Source organism: Maricaulis maris, from assembly GCF_049116555.1.
GTDB lineage: Bacteria > Pseudomonadota > Alphaproteobacteria > Caulobacterales > Maricaulaceae > Maricaulis > Maricaulis maris_C.
In genome coordinates this window covers 128,482-144,440 of record NZ_JAGDYT010000004.1, presented here as the reverse complement: position 1 = coordinate 144,440, position 15,959 = coordinate 128,482, and the positions used below count along the sequence as shown (strand labels likewise).

Sequence of the window (15,959 nt, the reverse complement as noted above, 5' to 3'; positions counted from 1 at the left end):
GCGAACGAAAACCCCGATAATCCTGCACATGAAGCAGGGGCCGGAAGCTACTGCATTCAAACAAATTACTGGAGAAGTCGGTGGGCGAGGTCGCGACGAGCGGGCCCGCTACGCCATATCAATATCGCGCATAATAAATATTATGAGAAACAATGCGTGGGGAGATCTCGAAGCCGAGTGCCCGGCGTTACGCATCAATCACGGATAAGCACGGTCCCGTTTCGGGTTTCGATTGAGAGACCGTCATGGGCTGGACGAACACCATCCGGCAACCGGGCGGCAAGCGCTGCGTGATCGAGCGTGATGTGGAGATTGGTCAGAACCGCCTGCGGGACGCCGATCCGTTTGATCGCAGAAAGCGCGTCATCAACATTGAAATGTGTCGGGTGCGGTTCATCGCGCAAGGCATCAACGACCCAGCACTGGATTCCCTCGAGGATCGCAGCACTGTCATCGGGCAAAGCGTTGATGTCGGCCGAGTAAGCCAGCGCGCCAACCCGAAAACCCAATGAACGGATTCGGCCATGTTCCTGGTCAAAAGGAATGATCGCCACGGAACCGCCCGGCCCGTCGATTGTAACCGTCTCACCGCAAGCCGGCATCGGCTTGCGGTCAAGGATTGGAGGATATCCCGATCCCGGCGGTGCCTGGAAGGTGTAGCTGAAGCGGTTGGTGAGACTGTCAGCGGTCGGCTTGTCCATCCAGACGGGAATTCTCTGGCGTTGGAGATAGGCAAAGGCGCGCAGATCATCGATGCCATGCGTTTGGTCCGCATGATCATGGGTCATCACCACACCGTCGATCCGCCTGACGCCGGCAGACAGCATCTGTTCGCGGAAATCCGGCGAAGTATCGATGACAACCCGCGTGACCGCCTCACCGTCCGCCAGCGCAGACTCGGTGGCGGCCTGTTCGATCAGGGCGGCGCAGCGGCGGCGGCGATTCCGTGGATTTTCAGGATCGCAATCACCCCAGTCACCATTGGCCCGCGGCACGCCGCCTGACGAACCGGTCCCCAACAGGGTCAAACGCGCTACGCCGGTCATGGTCTCGTGACCCGGTCAAACAGGCGGAAAAAATTCTCGGTGGTGCGCTGCTCGCATTCCTCATCCGTCCAGCCCTTCACCTGGGCCAGGCCATGGGCAACATCCGGCAGGAAGGCCGGCTCACAACGCTTGCCGCGGTGCGGGACTGGCGCGAGATAAGGGCAATCGGTCTCGACGATCACCCGGTCATCGGCGACCTCATCGCGAAACACCGCGCGAACATCCTCGGCCTTTTTGAAGGTGATGATCCCGGACGCAGCGAAATAGGCGCCGAGTTTGGAGGCCCGATGGGCCAGTTCAGTCCCGCCAGTATAGCAGTGCAGCAAGGGACGGAAGGCCCCCTTCCCCATTTCGTCTTCCAGCACGTCCGCCATCGCCTTGTCGGCTTCGCGAGTGTGGAGAATGAGCGGAAGATCAGTCCGGCGCGCGGCGTCGATATGGGCAGCCAGGGACTGGAATTGTTCGTCCCTGGGTGAGTATCCGTAATGGAAATCGAGCCCGGTTTCCCCAATTCCCACGACTTTGGGGTGCCGCGCGATCTCGACCAGCTCATCGGCGGTAATGTCCGGGCGATCCTTGGCATGATGGGGATGCGCACCGATCGTGCACCAGATATCTTCATGAGCGTCAGCGATCGCGGAAACGGCTTCAAAATCAGAGAGCTGGCAACAAATCGTGATCATTCGGCCGACGCCAGCCGCACGGGCGCGATCGATGACGGCATCGAGATCCTCGGCAAATTGCTCGCCGTGCAGATTGACGTGACTGTCGATATACATGCTCAGGCGCCGGCCTTTTCCTTGCGCGCGACATCGCGGACCTGGCCGAGCGCGCTCAAGATGGTTTGTCTCGGGTCGAGATAGAGCGCGTTGGCGTCGCGGACAAGCGCATTGAGGGCACGCCAGCTGTCCAGCCAGGCGGTGGGATCGCGACCGGCTTCAGCGCGCTCGCGGGCCTGACCGCGAATGGCATTGGCAAGAACCTGGTAAAACAGGTCGCGCATCTCCTCCTGTCCTTTCAGGCTGAGACGTTCGGCAATCTTGCGAATATCGACATCACTGGCAGTCGCGCCGCGGTCGACGAGAAGATTGACCTCGGCCGCCAGCGCCACGCCGCCTCCGGAAATCAGCGCCAGGGCTCGGCCCGGTGCGCCGCCGGCAAGACGCGCCGCCGCAAGCGCTGCACCAGCATCCGCAGCCGCACCTGTCTGCTCCAGCCAGGTGGCAGTCGATTCTGCCGAAGGTGCGCGCAGATTCAAACGGCGGCAGCGGGACCGGATCGTGGCCGGAAGCCGACCCGGGGTATGGGCGACCAGAAACAGCACGCCACGATGCGGCGGTTCTTCCAGTGTTTTCAGCAGGGCGTTCGCGGCATTGTTATTCATGTCGTCAGCGCAATCCACGATACAGACGCGCCAGCCCCCGCCACCGGAACTCATTTCGAAGAAATGCGGCGCACGTCGGGCTTCCTCGACCGTGATCTCTGCCCGCCAGCGCTTGCGCTTGTCGTCCCAGGGGCGGCGCAGGAGCAGGAGATCCGGCGTGGCCTGGGACTCGATCAGTTTACAGACCGGGTCCTGGGCACTGGCGCCGAGCGGGCCGGCCTCCGGCATCGGTCGGGCCCCCAGCACACGCCGCGCCGCCCGCCAGGCGAGGCTCGCCTTCCCGACACCGCGGGGTCCGGTGATCATCCAGGCATGGTGCAGCTGCCCGCTCTCCCAGGCCGAGGCAAACGCCTGTTCTGCCGCGTCATGCCCGAACAAGTCATAGCGCTCACGCGGTGGCAGACAGCCCGGCTGAACATCAGACCCGATATCGGGATCCGTGCTCATGCCGTTGAAAACAAGCGGGTACGAACGGCGGCCAGGGCAGCGGTCAGGACGGCTTCGGTCGACTGACTGCCATCGAGAACAACACAGCGCTCCGGCTCTTCCTCGGCAATATCCAGAAAGGCCTGGCGCAGGCGCTCGTGATACTCGGCGTCGAATTTCTCGAAGCGGGTGATCTTCTCGCCGCGCTTGATCGTGCGCTCAAGACCGATCGCCGGCTCAAGGTCGACGATCAAGGTCAGGTCAGCATGGAAGTCATTGAGCGCGAAATGCTGAAGTTCGGCCAGGTCTGCGGCCCCCAGACCACCGCCGACGCCCTGATAGGCACGGGTGGAATCCGCGAAGCGGTCACACAAGACCCAGGCACCGCGATTCAGGGCCGGCTTGATGCAGCGTTCGACATGATCAACCCTGGCGGCATACATCAACAGCGCTTCGGTACGGGATGACCAGCGCTCGACATCACCATTCAAAAGCAGGTCGCGAAGAAGCTCTGCGCCGGGCGTTCCCCCGGGTTCGCGCGTCACAAGCGTAACAATGCCGAGATCGGCCAAGGCATGGGTCAGGCCGCGAATAAGGGTGGTCTTGCCTGCGCCCTCACCGCCTTCCAGCGTGATAAACTTTCCCCTGGTCATGCCTTCAGCCCCGCAGCATGTGGGCAATCGCCGCGCCAATTCGTCCCATCAGACCCTTCTCGGACACACTTTCCGCGGCCAGGAGGTCATATTCGCGGGCTTCATAGTCAGGAGCCTCGACGATCAATGTGCCAACCACATCACCTTCCTGGATCGGCGCAACCAGCGGTCCGTCATAGCTGACCGTGACAGTCAGGTCACGGCGCGCGCGGCGGTGCAGGCCGGCGGTGACATCATCGGCGACCCGCAAGCTGACCGTGTCGCTGTCGCCCATGAAGACTTCGGCCCGGTGATCGACATCATCGCCGGCGGCAAAGAGGTGATACAGGCTGTAATCGCTGAGCGCAGCGCGCATCATCCGCTCGGCTTCCGTCGCGCGCGCCGAGTTCGAGTCCATGCCATTGAAGACGATGATGCGGCGTTCGCCATCCCGTTCGGCCGACCCGACAAGGCCGTAGCCGCTCTCCTCGGTGTGACCTGTTTTAAGGCCATCGGCGCCGGAAAACACGCCCAGGAGCGGGTTGCGATTATACTGGCGGATCCCGTTATAGGTGAATTCGCGCTCGGCCCAGATCCCGTAATACTCGGGATGGTCCTCGATCAGGATGCGTGCCAGCCGCGCCAGATCAATGGCGCTGATCCGATGGTCGGGATCGGGCCAGCCGGTCGCATTGGCAAAACTGGCGGAAGTCAGACCGAGCTCGTGGGCACGGTCGGTCATCATGTCGGCGAAAGCCGCTTCCGTCCCGCCAATGGCTTCCGCCAGCACGATGCACGCATCATTGCCGGACTGGATGATCACCCCGCGCAGCAAATCCTCGACGCGGGCGCGCGAATTGACCTCCAGGAACATGGTCGAGGAGCCGGAGGCGGCGCCACCTGTGCGCCAGGCATGTTCGGAAACCGGCAGTTCATCGTCCAGAGACAAGGAGCCGGCTTCAAGCGCTTCAACCACCATCAGCACGGTCATCATCTTGCTCATGGATGCGGGCGGCATCGCCTCATCACCGTTGAGGGCGTAGAGGGTTTCCCCGGTTTCCACGTCCAGGATGGCCGCATGACTGGCCTCGGTCTGGTATGTGTTCTGCGCCTGGCTGGGCGCAGTGATCACAAGCGAGATGAAGAAGGCTAAAGCTGAAAATGCGCGCACGTCGAGACGCTCCCTGGCCGGAATCGGTAGTGGTTCGAGGCGAAGGAAGCATTGAAGCGCGGCAAGACGATGGCGTCCAGCGTCGCGGTCACGATGGGGGCAGTCTTTCTGCTCAGTCCGTGGTCACGATGCGGGCATCATAGACGCCCCAGTCCGCGAGCGTGCCCCGGGCCGCGTGGGCAGAATTGCGATCGGCCCATCGACCGACGAAGACGCGCCAGACCTGACCGGCCTGGGAGGCGCCGGGTTCAACCCAGACATCCCCGGCCCCGTCCAGACGCCGTGCGAAATCCTGAGCATTGCCCGGATCGGAAAAGGCGCCAACTTGCAAGGAGAATTGCCCGCCCGGAGCAGAGCTTGGCTGCCATGCCGGCGTCGGTTCAATCGTGGCCGGTTCAGCAACCGCGAGCTGGGCAGGCTGCGTCCGAACGGCAGGCGTTGGCGACGCATCGGCCTGATAGACCCGCTCCGGCGGAGCACCGTGCTCGTGTGCCGGTCCGAGATAACGTACCCGTACATGGGCCAGACCCGCGCCGATGTAATCGAGTTCGGTTGCTGCCGCGCGGCTGAGATCGATCAGTCGATTAGCCACGAAGGGCCCGCGATCATTGATCCGCACGATGACGGAGCGGCCATTCTCGAGATTGGTGACCTCGGCGATCGAGGGAATCGGCAGCGTCGTGTGGGCCGCAGTCATCGTATGTTGGTCAAAGACCTCACCATTGGCGGTCGGACGCCCGTGAAAATTCGGGCCATACCAGGAGGCAATCCCGGTTTCGTCATAATTATCATCGCGTTGAGGGCGATATGTCCGGCCGGCAACTGTGTAGGTTCTGCCTATTTTCTGGTGCTCGCTGGATGCGGCGATCAATCCGCGCGCATCAACCGGACGTGCGGCGCGCGTGGAATCGCTCGAGGCCGGCGCCCAGCCCCCAGAACGGCTCGGCGCAGAACCGCTGCCGGAATAATGGCGCATCTGATCCGGGGTCGAGGAACAGGCCGCAACTAGGCTCAAAGCCAGTCCTGCCAGTATTAGTCGCCAGTTCTGCACGCCGTTTCCACTCCTGTCCGGCCCCCCGACCTTCACCCTGTTTAGCGCAGAATGGTGAAAGGAGGGTAAGCTGCAAGTAGACAGTTGCGCTGACCGGTCATTGCCCGCTAAGTGAAGCGGACGGAGGGGTGGCAGAGTGGTCGATTGCGGCGGTCTTGAAAACCGTTGAGCCGCGAGGTTCCGGGGGTTCGAATCCCTCCCCCTCCGCCATCATTCTTCCGGACTACACAATCTTCAGTGTGCCAGGCTTCAGAGTGCCGGGCTTCAGAGTTCCGGGCTTCAGAGCGCCGGGCCGGCTGGAACCGCCAGGCTGGACAAGCCTGGCAGGACTGATCGCCTCACACCCGGCCTCCGAGACCGGCTCAAGCGAGGGTCACTTCATCCCGCTATTTCATCACGAAACCGTTGAAGGGGCAGACGTCCCGGAAAATTGCCCTAGGTTCTGTCCAGAGCAGGCACGGATATCGACACATGTTCATTCCCAAAAATCGCCCCTGGCAAAGTCCCGAAGCCGATGTGACCCCCAAGGGTCTCTATCTCAACCGCCGCAAGATCATCGCCTCGGGCGGGGCGCTTGCCCTCACGGGCTTGAGCGCCTGCGAGGCACAATCGGGGCAGGACAGCTCCGCGGCGGCGGCAACGGGATCGAGGCCAACCAGTGGCGAACTCGCGCATCGGACGACAGACTATCAAGTCGCCGACCCCCTGACGCCTTATCCCGCTGTGACCGGCTACAATAATTTCTATGAATTCGGCATCGGCAAGGATGATCCGGCTCGCTATGCCAGCGCGCTCACAACTGATCCCTGGTCGATCGAAGTCGAAGGCCATGCGGCTCGAACAGGCCTTTTTGCGCTGGAAGATGTGGTCGACTTTTCGAATCTGGAAGAGCGCATCTATCGCCTGCGGTGTGTCGAGGCCTGGTCGATGGTCATCCCATGGATCGGCGTCTCGCTCGCGTCTGTCCTCGCGAGTTTCGAGCCGACATCCGATGCCCGCTATGTCCAGTTTGTCACGGATCTGGACCGCGACGAGATGCGCGGCACGCGTTTCCCGGTGCTAAACTGGCCGTATGTTGAGGGTTTGCGCATGGATGAGGCGATGAATGAGCTCGCCTTTCTCGCAGTCGGCCTTTATGGCGAGGTCCTGCCGAACCAGAACGGCGCCCCGATCCGCCTCGTCGTGCCGTGGAAATATGGCTACAAATCGATCAAGTCGATCGTGAAAATACGCTTTGTATCCGAGGAACCCGAGACCAGCTGGAACCGCTCCGCCCCGCACGAATACGGCTTCTATTCCAACGTCAATCCGAACCGCGCGCATCCCCGCTGGAGTCAGCGTTCGGAGCGTGTGATTGGCGGCAATGTCTTCGCGCGCCGGGATACCGAGATGTTCAATGGCTATTCCGAGCAAGTCGCGCACATGTATGCCGGCATGGATCTGATCGAGAACCACTAGCCGGCATCGAGCTCCAACCCATGGCCCGCAATCCGCTGCTGCGCACCGTCAGCCGTCACTTCCTGAAGCCGCTCACCTTCTGGCTCCTCGCCCTGCCGGGGCTTTGGCTCGGCTGGCAGTGGGCCATGCTGCTCAATGGACAGGCGCACGGCCTTGGCTTCAATCCGATCGAGGCCACGCATCGCTTTCTCGGCGACACTGCGATCCGGGTCCTGTTGATCTCATTGGCTGTAACGCCCATCCGGGATCTGACCAAATGGGGTCCGATCATGATGGTCCGCAGACGGATCGGCCTGGCGGCCTTCTGGTACGCCCTGCTGCACATCCTCGCCTATCTCGGGCTCGACCTCTTCATTGAGACGGGCACGGTAACCGGCGCCCTGGCCGGCTTGTGGCGGGATGTCACCGACCGAATCTACATCACGCTGGGCATGAGCGCCTTTGTCTTGCTCATTCCGTTGGCGATTACCTCATTCAACCGGATGCAGCGCTGGCTGGGCGCGCGTCGCTGGCAGGGCCTCCATCGTATCGTCTACCCGTTGGCCATTCTGGCTGTCCTCCATCATGGCTTCATGGTGAAAGGATTCCAGCTTGCCCCGTGGATCCATGGCGCCATCCTCGCCGTGCTTCTGGCCTATCGGTTGGTCGGGATGAAAGCGCGAAAAACACCACAACCCAGCGCCAGCAAGTCCTGACGCTTGATCGCCAGCAGGATCACGCAAGACAGCCAGACCAGGCAGGCCGCGACGAAAAGGCCACCACCATCCGCGTTCGGATCAATCCCAAGCGGCGTGAAGAGATGAAAGCTGATTGCCCCGGTCATGATTGCGAGTCCGAGTGCGCTTCCGGCGACCTGAAAACGCCGCAGAGCAGGCACAAACCCAATCAATAGCATTGCAGAAGCAATGAGTTCTGCGGAACCTATCATGTATTGGCTGAAGAGGCCGCTGTGGTCGAACAGGCCCGCCGCGCCGAAACTGGCCGCCCAGCCATCAAGCCTGCCGAAGATTTCCTGTGTCTCCGGTGCGTCGGTGAACTTGTATCGTAGCGAGTCCAGGAAAATCGCTGAAACAAAGAGTGGCAGTCCGAACCGGACGATACGCGATAGCCAGATCATCATGGTATTCAACCTTTATTCCAGTGGGCTTGATGCCCGACGCCATTCTGGCCGGAAAAGGGGACATCCCTCGCCGCAGCCTCGTCAGCAAAAACACCGGCTCGAATGCCCGGAATCCAGCCCCCGGTCACGGTCACCATTTCCAGGATCGTGGCGTTCGGGGTCGAGCGCGTAAACCGTAACGCCAATCATTGGCGCCTGTCGCTGCATGTCATCAATCGAACGGATAAGGTCCTGCGCCTGGAAAAGCGCATCACTTTCGCTGACAAGCGCGAGACTATGCGTGGCCTCGTTGGTCCTCGCCTGCTCGACGGGCTTCTGACTTGCCTTGATCAACATTTCACCTGATGTCGCGCCCCAGTGGCGTTGGATCCCCAGCTTGTTTGGTGCATCGACGTGTGTTTCATACCCGTCACCCATGTCATTCCCACGGCCCGAGCGCGCAGTATTGCAGTCGCCACGGATTTGAAAAGGTCGCTTCATGCCACTTCACATCACAGACGCCTTCGACAGCGGCAATATCGAGGTTCTGGACGCGGCCGCCCCGGGACGGGTCCGGCTGGAGATTCGCCCGGACAAGGACTCTGACTTCTATCAATGGTTCCATTTCCGGGTGACCGGCGCGATGGGCGAACAACTCACCATGGCGATCGAGAATGCCGGTGGCGCGGCCTATCTGGAAGGCTGGCCAGACTATCAGGCCTGCGCCTCTTATGACCGCGAGACCTGGTTCCGGATCGACACTGACTATGCCGACGGCATCCTCACCCTCCACCATATCCCCGAAGCCGACACAGTCTGGTTTGCCTATTTCGCACCCTTCTCCATGGAGCGTCATCAGGATTTGATCGCCTGGGCCCAGCTGCATCACGCGGTTGAATTGGAGGTGATTGGCGAGACGCTGGATGGCCAGACCATGGACTTGCTGACGGTGGGCGAGGCCGACAGCGCGACGCGGACGATCTGGGTCACGGCGCGACAGCACCCCGGCGAGACCATGGCAGAGTGGTGGATGGAGGGCTTTCTCGCCCGCCTGCTCGACGATGATGATCCGGTCGCCCGCAAGCTGCGCGAACACGCCGTTTTCCATATCGTGCCCAACATGAATCCCGATGGCTCGAAGCGCGGCCACCTGCGCACCAATGCCAAGGGCGTCAATCTGAATCGGGAGTGGGACAAGGCTTCGCTGGAGAATTCACCGGAGGTCTTCCACGTCCTCAATCGCATGCGCGAGACTGGTATTGACCTGGCGCTCGATGTCCATGGCGATGAGGCCCTACCCTATAACTTCATCGCCGGTGGCGAAGGGGCTCCGAATTTCGATACACGTGGCCAGGAATTGCTGGACAGCTACAAGGACGCGCTCTGCCTCGCCAGCCCGGATTTCCAGACCGAGCATGGTTATGATGTTGATGCGCCGGGCACGGCTAACCTGTCCGTCTGTACGAATTATCTCGCCAATGAATTCAAATGCCTGGCGATGACGCTGGAAATGCCCTTCAAGGACAATGCCGACCTTCCCGATCCGGAGTTCGGCTGGTCGCCAGAGCGGTGCCGCAAGCTGGGCGCCGCCAATCTGGATGCCATGCTGGCGCTGGTTCTCGAGCTTTAGATCATGACCATCTATGTCGATGCCGATGCCTGCCCGGTGAAGGAAGAAATCATCCGTGTTGGTGAGCGTCACCGATGCGAGATGCTCTTTGTCTGCGATGGCGGACTGAGACGTCCCAATTCGCAGTGGGCGCGCCTGGTGATCGTCGAAGGCAAGCTTGATGCCGCCGATGACTGGATCGCCGAGCATATCGGGCCGGGCGATGTCTTTGTGACAGCTGATATCCCGCTGGCTGATCGTTGCATCAAGGCTGGCGGGATCGGCATCGATCCGCGCGGCAAGCTGTGGACAGAGGACAATATCGGCGCCTCGCTGGCGACTCGAAATCTGATGACTGATCTCCGGGAAACCGGTGCCGTAACCTCTGGCGCCAAGCCCTTTGGCCCGAGAGACCGCTCCGCCTTTCTTGACGGGATGGAACGCGTCATGCGCTCAGCGGCAGCTCGATAGCCGCCAAGGCCCCGTTATGCGCACACATTTGCGTAGGAACGTCTTGACGTGCACGGGAGGGCCCTCAGGATAGCAAACGATAGCCAATCCTGCCTTGAGAAGGCAGATGGGGAGAAATGATCATGAAACGATTGATGGCAGGCGTCGCATCCGGCGCCGTTTTGGCCGTACTGGCCGGTTGCAGCGCGCCGACAGACACTCCAGCCGGGGGCGATGAGAGCCAGGCTGCGAGTACACCGAGTGAGACGGCCGTGACCGTGGCCGATGCCGCCCGCTTTCTGACCGATGCTGAAAGCGAGCTGCGGGAGTTCAGCGAATTCGGTGCCCGCACGGCCTGGGTGCAAAATAACTTCATCACCTATGACACCAACTGGCTGCTCGAACGCATGTCGACCGAGGGCACGGAAATGGCTGTTCGTCTGGCCACCGAGACCGCGCGCTACAATGAGCTCGAGCTGTCAACCGAGATGGCGCGCAAGATGAATGTTCTCCGGGCCGGCATCACCCTGCCCGCCCCGTCGGACAGCGCCGCCGCAGCCCGCCTGTCCGAGCTGACGACACGCATGGGCTCGGCCTATTCGACCGGCTTGATGGAGATCGACGGCGAGATGGTCGATCACAATGAGCTGGAAAACATCATGCGGACCAGCCGGGACCCTGAATTCCTGTCCCACGTCTGGGCTGGCTGGCGGGACAGCTATGCGCCTGATCAGATGGCGACGGATTATGCCGAAATGGTTGAAATCGCCAATGCTGGCGCCCGCGATCTGGGCTTCTCCGACCTCGCGGAAATGTGGCTTTCCAACTACGACATGCCGGCCGCCGAGATGGAAGCTGAAGTCGAGCGTCTCTGGGGTCAGGTTGAACCGCTTTATGAGCAGCTTCACTGCTATGTCCGAGACGATCTCAGCGAGCTTTATGGCGAAGAGGTCCAGTCGGCAGAAGGCCCGATCCGGGCAGACCTGCTCGGGAATATGTGGGCCCAGTCCTGGGCGTCGCTCAGCGATGTTGCCTCGGTCAGCGATGCGGGTCCGGCTTATGACCTGACCCAGCTTCTGGTCGATGCCGAGTATGATCCGATCCGGATGACGGAAACCGCTGAGACCTTCTTCACGTCACTGGGAATGGAAGCGCTTCCGGACACGTTCTGGGACCGTTCCTTGATCGTCCAGCCGCGCGATCGCCAGGTCGCCTGCCACGCCTCGGCCTGGAATCTGGACAGCGAGGAAGATCTGCGCATCAAGATGTGCACCCGCGTCAATGCGGACGATTTCGTTACTGTGCACCACGAGCTGGGCCATAATTTCTACCAGCGTGCCTACAATGATCAGGACTTCCTGTTCCAGGGCGGCGCCCATGACGGCTTCCACGAGGCGATTGGTGATTTCATCGCCCTGTCGGTGACGCCGGATTATCTGGTTCAGATCGGGCTGCTTGATGCCGCTGATGTCCCGGACGCCTCCGCCGACCTCGGCCTGCTGATGGATACGGCGCTCGACAAGATCGCCTTCCTGCCCTTCGCGGTGATGATGGATCAGTGGCGCTGGCGTGTGCTGCGCGGCGAGATCCAGCCGGAAAACTACAATGAAGCCTGGTGGGAATTGCGCGAAAGCTATCAGGGCATCGTCCCGCCGGTGGATCGTGGCGCCAACGCCTTCGATCCGGGTTCGAAATACCACATCGCCAATAACGTGCCCTATCTGCGTTATTTCCTGAGCTTCATCATGCAGTTCCAGTTCCACGAAGCAGCCTGTGAAATGGCTGGCTGGGAAGGGCCTCTGCATCGTTGCTCGATCTACGGGAATGAAGAAGTCGGCGCGCGCTTCAATGCAATGATGGAAATGGGCGCCAGCCAGCCCTGGCCGGACGCGCTGGAGGCCTTTACCGGCACCCGCGAGATGGATGGCTCCGCCATCATCGCCTACTTCCAGCCTCTGATGACGCATCTGGAAGAACAAAACGCCACGCGCGATTGCGGCTGGTAAACGACTTCCATCGACACGCTGAAAGGCGGCTCCTCCCGGGGCCGCCTTTTTGCGTGGGCTATCCGCCCAGGAAGACTCGTTCGATGCTCCACCACAGGGCCATCAGGGCAATGGCCCCGGAAGTGATCCGTACCAGCCATGGATACCAGGCGGCGTCGGCAAACCGGTGCAGTGCCAGCCAGCACGCGGCAATGATTGACAATTGCCCGGCTTCAACGCCGACATTGAAGCTCAGCAGCGAGGGAAGGATCTGATCTTGCGGCAGGCCGTAATCGGTCAGCACCCCGGCGAAACCCAACCCATGAAACAGGCCGAAGGCAAAAACGATCGCCGGGCGCCAGCGAGGCATGTCCTTGAAGACCAGATTCTCGATCGCCACAAAGGCGATGGATAGGGCAATGATCGGCTCGACGATCGCGGCATCGAGGCTGACATAGCCTAGGACGGCAAGGCCCAGCGTGATCGTGTGCGCGAGGGTGAAAGCCGATATTTGCCAGATCAGCGGCTTCATGCGTGTTGAGGCAAAAAAGAGCGCGAGCACAAAAAGGATATGGTCCAGTCCGCGCGGCAGTATGTGGATATAGCCCTGCTGCAGATAGAGACCGATAACATCCCAGACTGTCTGTTCACTTGCGGCTTCCATCGCCACCTCCCCGGCAGTTCCGCGGCAAGCTAGGCAAGCCAAGCGTCGGCTTCAAGCGTCGCGCGCGGTTGCCAGTACGCCGACTTAACCCCTACACCTTCGGCAACGACGACGGTGCCGGTGAGTCGCTCGGGCTTGCGGCCGGAGAACGGGGAGTATCGGTATGAGCGAGACGTTTTCGTCCCGTGTAGACGTGTCCGGCGAGGACATTCACTGGGACTTCAAGGACGAGATGTCCTATGGCGGCTATCTCGCGCTGGACACCCTGCTCGCCGCGCAAAAGCCGATGACCGATGAGCATGATGAAATGCTGTTCGTGGTCATCCATCATGTCGCCGAGCTCTGGATGAAACTCGTGCTCCACGAGACCGAAGCCGCGCTGGGCGATCTGTGCCGGGATGATGCGGGGCCCGCGCTGAAGAAATTTGCCCGCGTCAGCCGTATCCAGGAGCAATTGATCCAGGCCTGGGACGTTCTCGCGACCATGACGCCAGCCGATTATCTGGCCTTCCGGGACAAGCTTGGCGCATCGTCGGGTTTCCAGTCCTTCCAGTATCGAACGCTGGAATACCGGCTCGGCAACAAGAACGCCGCCCTTGCCCGGGTCCATGCCAGCAATCCGCCCGCGCGCGCGATGGTGGAAGGCGCCCTGAACGCGCCGAGCCTGTGGGATGAAACCCTGCGCTGGCTCAGCCGCAAGGGTTATGACATCCCCGCTGACAAGCTCGAGCGTGACTGGTCAGAACCCTATGAGGCAAGTGAGGACGTCGAAGACATCTGGCGCACCATCTACCGGGATAGCGACACCCATTGGGAGGCCTATGAGCTGGGCGAAAAACTCGTCGACCTCGAGCATAAATTCCAGCAATGGCGTTTCAACCACATGAAAACCGTTGAACGGATCATCGGCTATCGCCGCGGAACGGGCGGGACAGGCGGCGTGTCCTACCTTGTAAAGGCGCTCGATCTCCGCTTCTTCCCGGAAATCTGGACCGTCCGGACCTCGCTCTGATCGCCATGGCCAAACTCTGGGACATCTCTCAAACCCTGCGCGCCGGTTTGCCCGTCTGGCCCGGCGACACCGCTTTTGCCTGCGATGAAGTCTGGACGATTGGCCCTGATTGCCCGGTCAGGGTCTCGCGCCTGACCTTGTCGACTCACAGCGGTGCCCATGCCGATGCCCCCAGCCATTACGACCCTGACGGGGATGACATGGCGGCGGCGGACATCGCCCTCTATGTCGGGCCCTGCCGCCTGATCACGGCGCAAGGCAGCAGCGCCCATGTCCGTCCGGAGGATATTGATTGGGCCGCTATCGGCGCGGCGGAACGCGTACTGATACGCACCTATTCGCTATTCCCCCATGAGACATGGGACAGCCGGTTTCGGGCCATCCACGCGGACACGATCATGGCACTGGCCGCCGCCGGCTGCCGGCTCGTCGGATTGGACTCTGCGTCGCTGGACCCTGAAGCCTCCAAGACAATGGATGCCCACCATGCGGTGAAGCGGCATGGCATGCGGATATTGGAAGGGCTCGTCCTCGACGGCGTGCCGGACGGCACCTATGAATTGATCGCCCTGCCCCTGAAAATCGCCGGCGCCGATGCCGCGCCGGTCCGGGCTGTGCTGAGAGAGCTGACATGAAAACACGTGACGACATCCAGGCCCTCGACGCCGCCGACCCTCTGACCAGCTTCAAATCCCGTTTCGACCTGCCCGATGGTGTCATCTATCTGGACGGCAACTCGCTCGGCGCGCGACCTGCCAGTGTCCCGGCCCGCATGGAACAAGTTTTGCGACAGGAATGGGGCGAGGACCTCATCCGGTCCTGGAATACGCATGACTGGATCAATGCCCCGCGCCGGCTGGGTGCCAAAATTGCCAGACTGATCGGCGCCAGCGACGATGAAGTCCTTGCCGGCGAGTCTACTTCCGTAAATATATTCAAGGCTTTGTGCGCCTGCCTTCAACTCGCGCCGCAGCGATCCGTCATCCTCTCGGAAACCGGAAATTTCCCGACGGACGCCTATATGATGGAGGGGCTGGCAACTCTCTCGGGCGGCCGCATCCGGCAGCGCCTGGTCGAAACATCCGAGCTCGCCAACGCCTTCAACAACGACGTCGCTGCGTTGCTTTTGACGCACACGAATTACAAGTCGGGACGCCTTCACGACATGAAGGCATTGACCCGTCTTGCCCAGGCCAAAGGTATTCCGGTGATCTGGGATCTCAGCCATTCAGCCGGCGCCCTTCCCGTTGAACTCAATGATTGCGGTGCCGATTTCGCCGTGGGCTGCGGCTATAAATACCTCAATGGAGGCCCGGGTGCGCCAGCCTTTCTCTTCGTGGCCAAACGCCATCAGGAAACCGTGTCGCCCGTTCTGTCCGGATGGCTGGGCCATGCCCGCCCCTTTGCGTTCGAGGAGCATTACGCGCCCGCACCGGGTATTGACCGCTTCCAGTGCGGAACACCGGCCATTCTCGGCATGGCAGCGCTGGAGTGCGGCCTCGACATCATGCTGGAAGCCGACATGGACGCGATCCGGGGCAAATCGCAGGCGCTGGGCGATCTTTTCATTGAGCAGGTCGAAGGCAGGCTGGACGGGTTCGAGCTGCGCAGCCCGCGGGACCCGAAGCAGCGCGGGTCACAGGTCTCCTTCGCCCATCCCGACGGTTATCCGATCATGCAGGCCCTGATCGCGCGCGGCGTGATCGGTGACTTCCGCGCGCCGGATATTCTGCGCTTCGGATTCACGCCCCTCTATGTGGGCTATGAGGATGTTGCCCGGGCGGTGGATCATCTTGTCGAGGTCATGACGGCGCAGGAGTGGCGAGAACCGCGCTTCAACCAGCGAGCCGCGGTCACCTGAGTCCAGCCGAGTTTCGCACTGGCGAAGGCTCGTCGAGCCTGTCACACAGGCGCTTCAACCGGCCTCGACTTGCCGATACTGTCCCACCTGCCATGCCGCTTTGATCGCGGC

At 61.4% G+C, this 15,959-nt stretch carries 17 protein-coding genes and 1 tRNA gene; 9 read left to right on the top strand and 9 right to left on the bottom strand.

The features are described 5' to 3' along the window. Window positions 1–194: 194 nt before the first annotated feature. The 6 genes from JXQ94_RS06590 to JXQ94_RS06565 form a co-directional block, all read right to left on the bottom strand. Window positions 195–1,046, bottom strand: coding sequence for an MBL fold metallo-hydrolase (locus JXQ94_RS06590; RefSeq protein WP_421922983.1), 852 nt, complete (start codon window positions 1,044–1,046; stop codon window positions 195–197). Further along, window positions 1,043–1,825 carry a TatD family hydrolase gene (locus JXQ94_RS06585; RefSeq protein WP_421922982.1) on the bottom strand — a complete coding sequence of 261 codons (783 nt, stop codon included), beginning with the start codon at window positions 1,823–1,825 and terminating at the stop codon, window positions 1,043–1,045. The genes JXQ94_RS06590 and JXQ94_RS06585 overlap by 4 nt, the downstream gene beginning before the upstream one ends. Window positions 1,826–1,827: 2 nt before the next feature. Beyond that, window positions 1,828–2,877, bottom strand: coding sequence for a DNA polymerase III subunit delta' (locus JXQ94_RS06580; RefSeq protein ID WP_421922981.1), 1,050 nt, complete (start codon window positions 2,875–2,877; stop codon window positions 1,828–1,830). Beyond that, window positions 2,874–3,509 (bottom strand): dTMP kinase, encoded by a 636-nt coding sequence (gene tmk, locus JXQ94_RS06575; RefSeq protein ID WP_421922980.1) that lies wholly within the window; start codon window positions 3,507–3,509, stop codon window positions 2,874–2,876. Before tmk ends, JXQ94_RS06580 begins: the two co-directional genes overlap by 4 nt. A 4-nt stretch (window positions 3,510–3,513) precedes the next feature. Next, window positions 3,514–4,659 (bottom strand): D-alanyl-D-alanine carboxypeptidase family protein, encoded by a 1,146-nt coding sequence (locus JXQ94_RS06570; RefSeq protein WP_421922979.1) that lies wholly within the window; start codon window positions 4,657–4,659, stop codon window positions 3,514–3,516. Window positions 4,660–4,771: 112 nt separating this feature from the next. Then, complete coding sequence (locus tag JXQ94_RS06565; RefSeq protein WP_421922978.1) at window positions 4,772–5,674, bottom strand: septal ring lytic transglycosylase RlpA family protein; 903 nt, start codon at window positions 5,672–5,674, stop codon at window positions 4,772–4,774. 158 nt (window positions 5,675–5,832) lie between these two features. Here JXQ94_RS06565 and JXQ94_RS06560 point away from each other — a divergent pair. The 3 genes from JXQ94_RS06560 to JXQ94_RS06550 all read left to right on the top strand — a co-directional run bounded on the left by JXQ94_RS06560 (window position 5,833) and on the right by JXQ94_RS06550 (window position 7,863). Next, window positions 5,833–5,920: transfer RNA gene (locus JXQ94_RS06560), tRNA-Ser, on the top strand. A 261-nt stretch (window positions 5,921–6,181) separates the two neighbouring features. After that, on the top strand, window positions 6,182–7,168 hold the full coding sequence (gene msrP, locus JXQ94_RS06555) for a protein-methionine-sulfoxide reductase catalytic subunit MsrP (RefSeq protein WP_421922977.1): 987 nt from the start codon (window positions 6,182–6,184) through the stop codon (window positions 7,166–7,168). A 20-nt stretch (window positions 7,169–7,188) separates the two neighbouring features. Beyond that, complete coding sequence (locus JXQ94_RS06550; RefSeq protein ID WP_421922976.1) at window positions 7,189–7,863, top strand: sulfite oxidase heme-binding subunit YedZ; 675 nt, start codon at window positions 7,189–7,191, stop codon at window positions 7,861–7,863. Here the strand turns inward: JXQ94_RS06550 and JXQ94_RS06545 are convergent. Further along, the gene (locus JXQ94_RS06545) at window positions 7,803–8,288 is read right to left on the bottom strand and encodes a hypothetical protein (protein WP_421923170.1); all 486 of its coding nucleotides are present in this window, start codon (window positions 8,286–8,288) and stop codon (window positions 7,803–7,805) included. The genes JXQ94_RS06550 and JXQ94_RS06545 overlap by 61 nt on opposite strands. Window positions 8,289–8,369: 81 nt before the next feature. Further along, the gene (locus tag JXQ94_RS06540) at window positions 8,370–8,705 is read right to left on the bottom strand and encodes a hypothetical protein (RefSeq protein ID WP_421922975.1); all 336 of its coding nucleotides are present in this window, start codon (window positions 8,703–8,705) and stop codon (window positions 8,370–8,372) included. 61 nt (window positions 8,706–8,766) lie between these two features. Between JXQ94_RS06540 and JXQ94_RS06535 the strand changes: the two genes are divergently transcribed. The 3 genes from JXQ94_RS06535 (at window position 8,767) to JXQ94_RS06525 (ending at window position 12,332) form a co-directional block, all read left to right on the top strand. Continuing rightward, a complete protein-coding gene (locus tag JXQ94_RS06535; RefSeq protein WP_421922974.1) occupies window positions 8,767–9,897 on the top strand; it encodes a M14 family metallopeptidase in 1,131 nt (376 codons plus the stop codon). Between the two features lie 3 nt (window positions 9,898–9,900). Then, window positions 9,901–10,347, top strand: a complete 447-nt coding sequence (locus JXQ94_RS06530) for a YaiI/YqxD family protein (RefSeq protein WP_421922973.1) — start codon at window positions 9,901–9,903, stop codon at window positions 10,345–10,347. Window positions 10,348–10,469: 122 nt separating this feature from the next. Then, complete coding sequence (locus tag JXQ94_RS06525) at window positions 10,470–12,332, top strand: M2 family metallopeptidase (RefSeq protein ID WP_421922972.1); 1,863 nt, start codon at window positions 10,470–10,472, stop codon at window positions 12,330–12,332. A 58-nt stretch (window positions 12,333–12,390) separates the two neighbouring features. On the opposite strand, the gene JXQ94_RS06520 is transcribed toward JXQ94_RS06525, so the two are convergent. Continuing rightward, on the bottom strand, window positions 12,391–12,975 hold the full coding sequence (locus JXQ94_RS06520; protein WP_421922971.1) for a HupE/UreJ family protein: 585 nt from the start codon (window positions 12,973–12,975) through the stop codon (window positions 12,391–12,393). A gap of 163 nt (window positions 12,976–13,138) precedes the next feature. Here JXQ94_RS06520 and kynA point away from each other — a divergent pair, with 163 nt between their 5' ends. From kynA to kynU, 3 genes are read left to right on the top strand one after another with little or no spacing between them, the layout of a single operon-like run. After that, window positions 13,139–13,987 carry a tryptophan 2,3-dioxygenase gene (gene kynA / locus JXQ94_RS06515; RefSeq protein WP_421922970.1) on the top strand — a complete coding sequence of 283 codons (849 nt, stop codon included), beginning with the start codon at window positions 13,139–13,141 and terminating at the stop codon, window positions 13,985–13,987. 5 nt (window positions 13,988–13,992) lie between these two features. After that, on the top strand, window positions 13,993–14,622 hold the full coding sequence (kynB, locus tag JXQ94_RS06510; RefSeq protein WP_421922969.1) for an arylformamidase: 630 nt from the start codon (window positions 13,993–13,995) through the stop codon (window positions 14,620–14,622). Next, window positions 14,619–15,848, top strand: coding sequence for a kynureninase (kynU, locus tag JXQ94_RS06505; RefSeq protein ID WP_421922968.1), 1,230 nt, complete (start codon window positions 14,619–14,621; stop codon window positions 15,846–15,848). The genes kynB and kynU overlap by 4 nt, the downstream gene beginning before the upstream one ends. Window positions 15,849–15,959 lie beyond the last annotated feature (111 nt).

Bases quoted from the DNA above. Each gene is read 5' to 3' on its own strand.
- JXQ94_RS06580 (WP_421922981.1), bottom strand. From the start codon at position 2,877: ATGAGCACGGATCCCGATATCGGGTCTGATGTTCAGCCGGGCTGTCTG.
- JXQ94_RS06520 (WP_421922971.1), bottom strand. From the start codon at position 12,975: ATGGAAGCCGCAAGTGAACAGACAGTCTGGGATGTTATCGGTCTCTAT.
- kynA (WP_421922970.1), top strand. From the start codon at position 13,139: ATGAGCGAGACGTTTTCGTCCCGTGTAGACGTGTCCGGCGAGGACATT.
- JXQ94_RS06585 (WP_421922982.1), bottom strand. From the start codon at position 1,825: ATGTATATCGACAGTCACGTCAATCTGCACGGCGAGCAATTTGCCGAG.
- tmk (WP_421922980.1), bottom strand. From the start codon at position 3,509: ATGACCAGGGGAAAGTTTATCACGCTGGAAGGCGGTGAGGGCGCAGGC.
- kynU (WP_421922968.1), top strand. From the start codon at position 14,619: ATGAAAACACGTGACGACATCCAGGCCCTCGACGCCGCCGACCCTCTG.
- JXQ94_RS06545 (WP_421923170.1), bottom strand. From the start codon at position 8,288: ATGATGATCTGGCTATCGCGTATCGTCCGGTTCGGACTGCCACTCTTT.
- msrP (WP_421922977.1), top strand. From the start codon at position 6,182: ATGTTCATTCCCAAAAATCGCCCCTGGCAAAGTCCCGAAGCCGATGTG.
- JXQ94_RS06535 (WP_421922974.1), top strand. From the start codon at position 8,767: ATGCCACTTCACATCACAGACGCCTTCGACAGCGGCAATATCGAGGTT.
- JXQ94_RS06550 (WP_421922976.1), top strand. From the start codon at position 7,189: ATGGCCCGCAATCCGCTGCTGCGCACCGTCAGCCGTCACTTCCTGAAG.
- JXQ94_RS06530 (WP_421922973.1), top strand. From the start codon at position 9,901: ATGACCATCTATGTCGATGCCGATGCCTGCCCGGTGAAGGAAGAAATC.
- kynB (WP_421922969.1), top strand. From the start codon at position 13,993: ATGGCCAAACTCTGGGACATCTCTCAAACCCTGCGCGCCGGTTTGCCC.
- JXQ94_RS06540 (WP_421922975.1), bottom strand. From the start codon at position 8,705: ATGGGTGACGGGTATGAAACACACGTCGATGCACCAAACAAGCTGGGG.
- JXQ94_RS06525 (WP_421922972.1), top strand. From the start codon at position 10,470: ATGAAACGATTGATGGCAGGCGTCGCATCCGGCGCCGTTTTGGCCGTA.
- JXQ94_RS06590 (WP_421922983.1), bottom strand. From the start codon at position 1,046: ATGACCGGCGTAGCGCGTTTGACCCTGTTGGGGACCGGTTCGTCAGGC.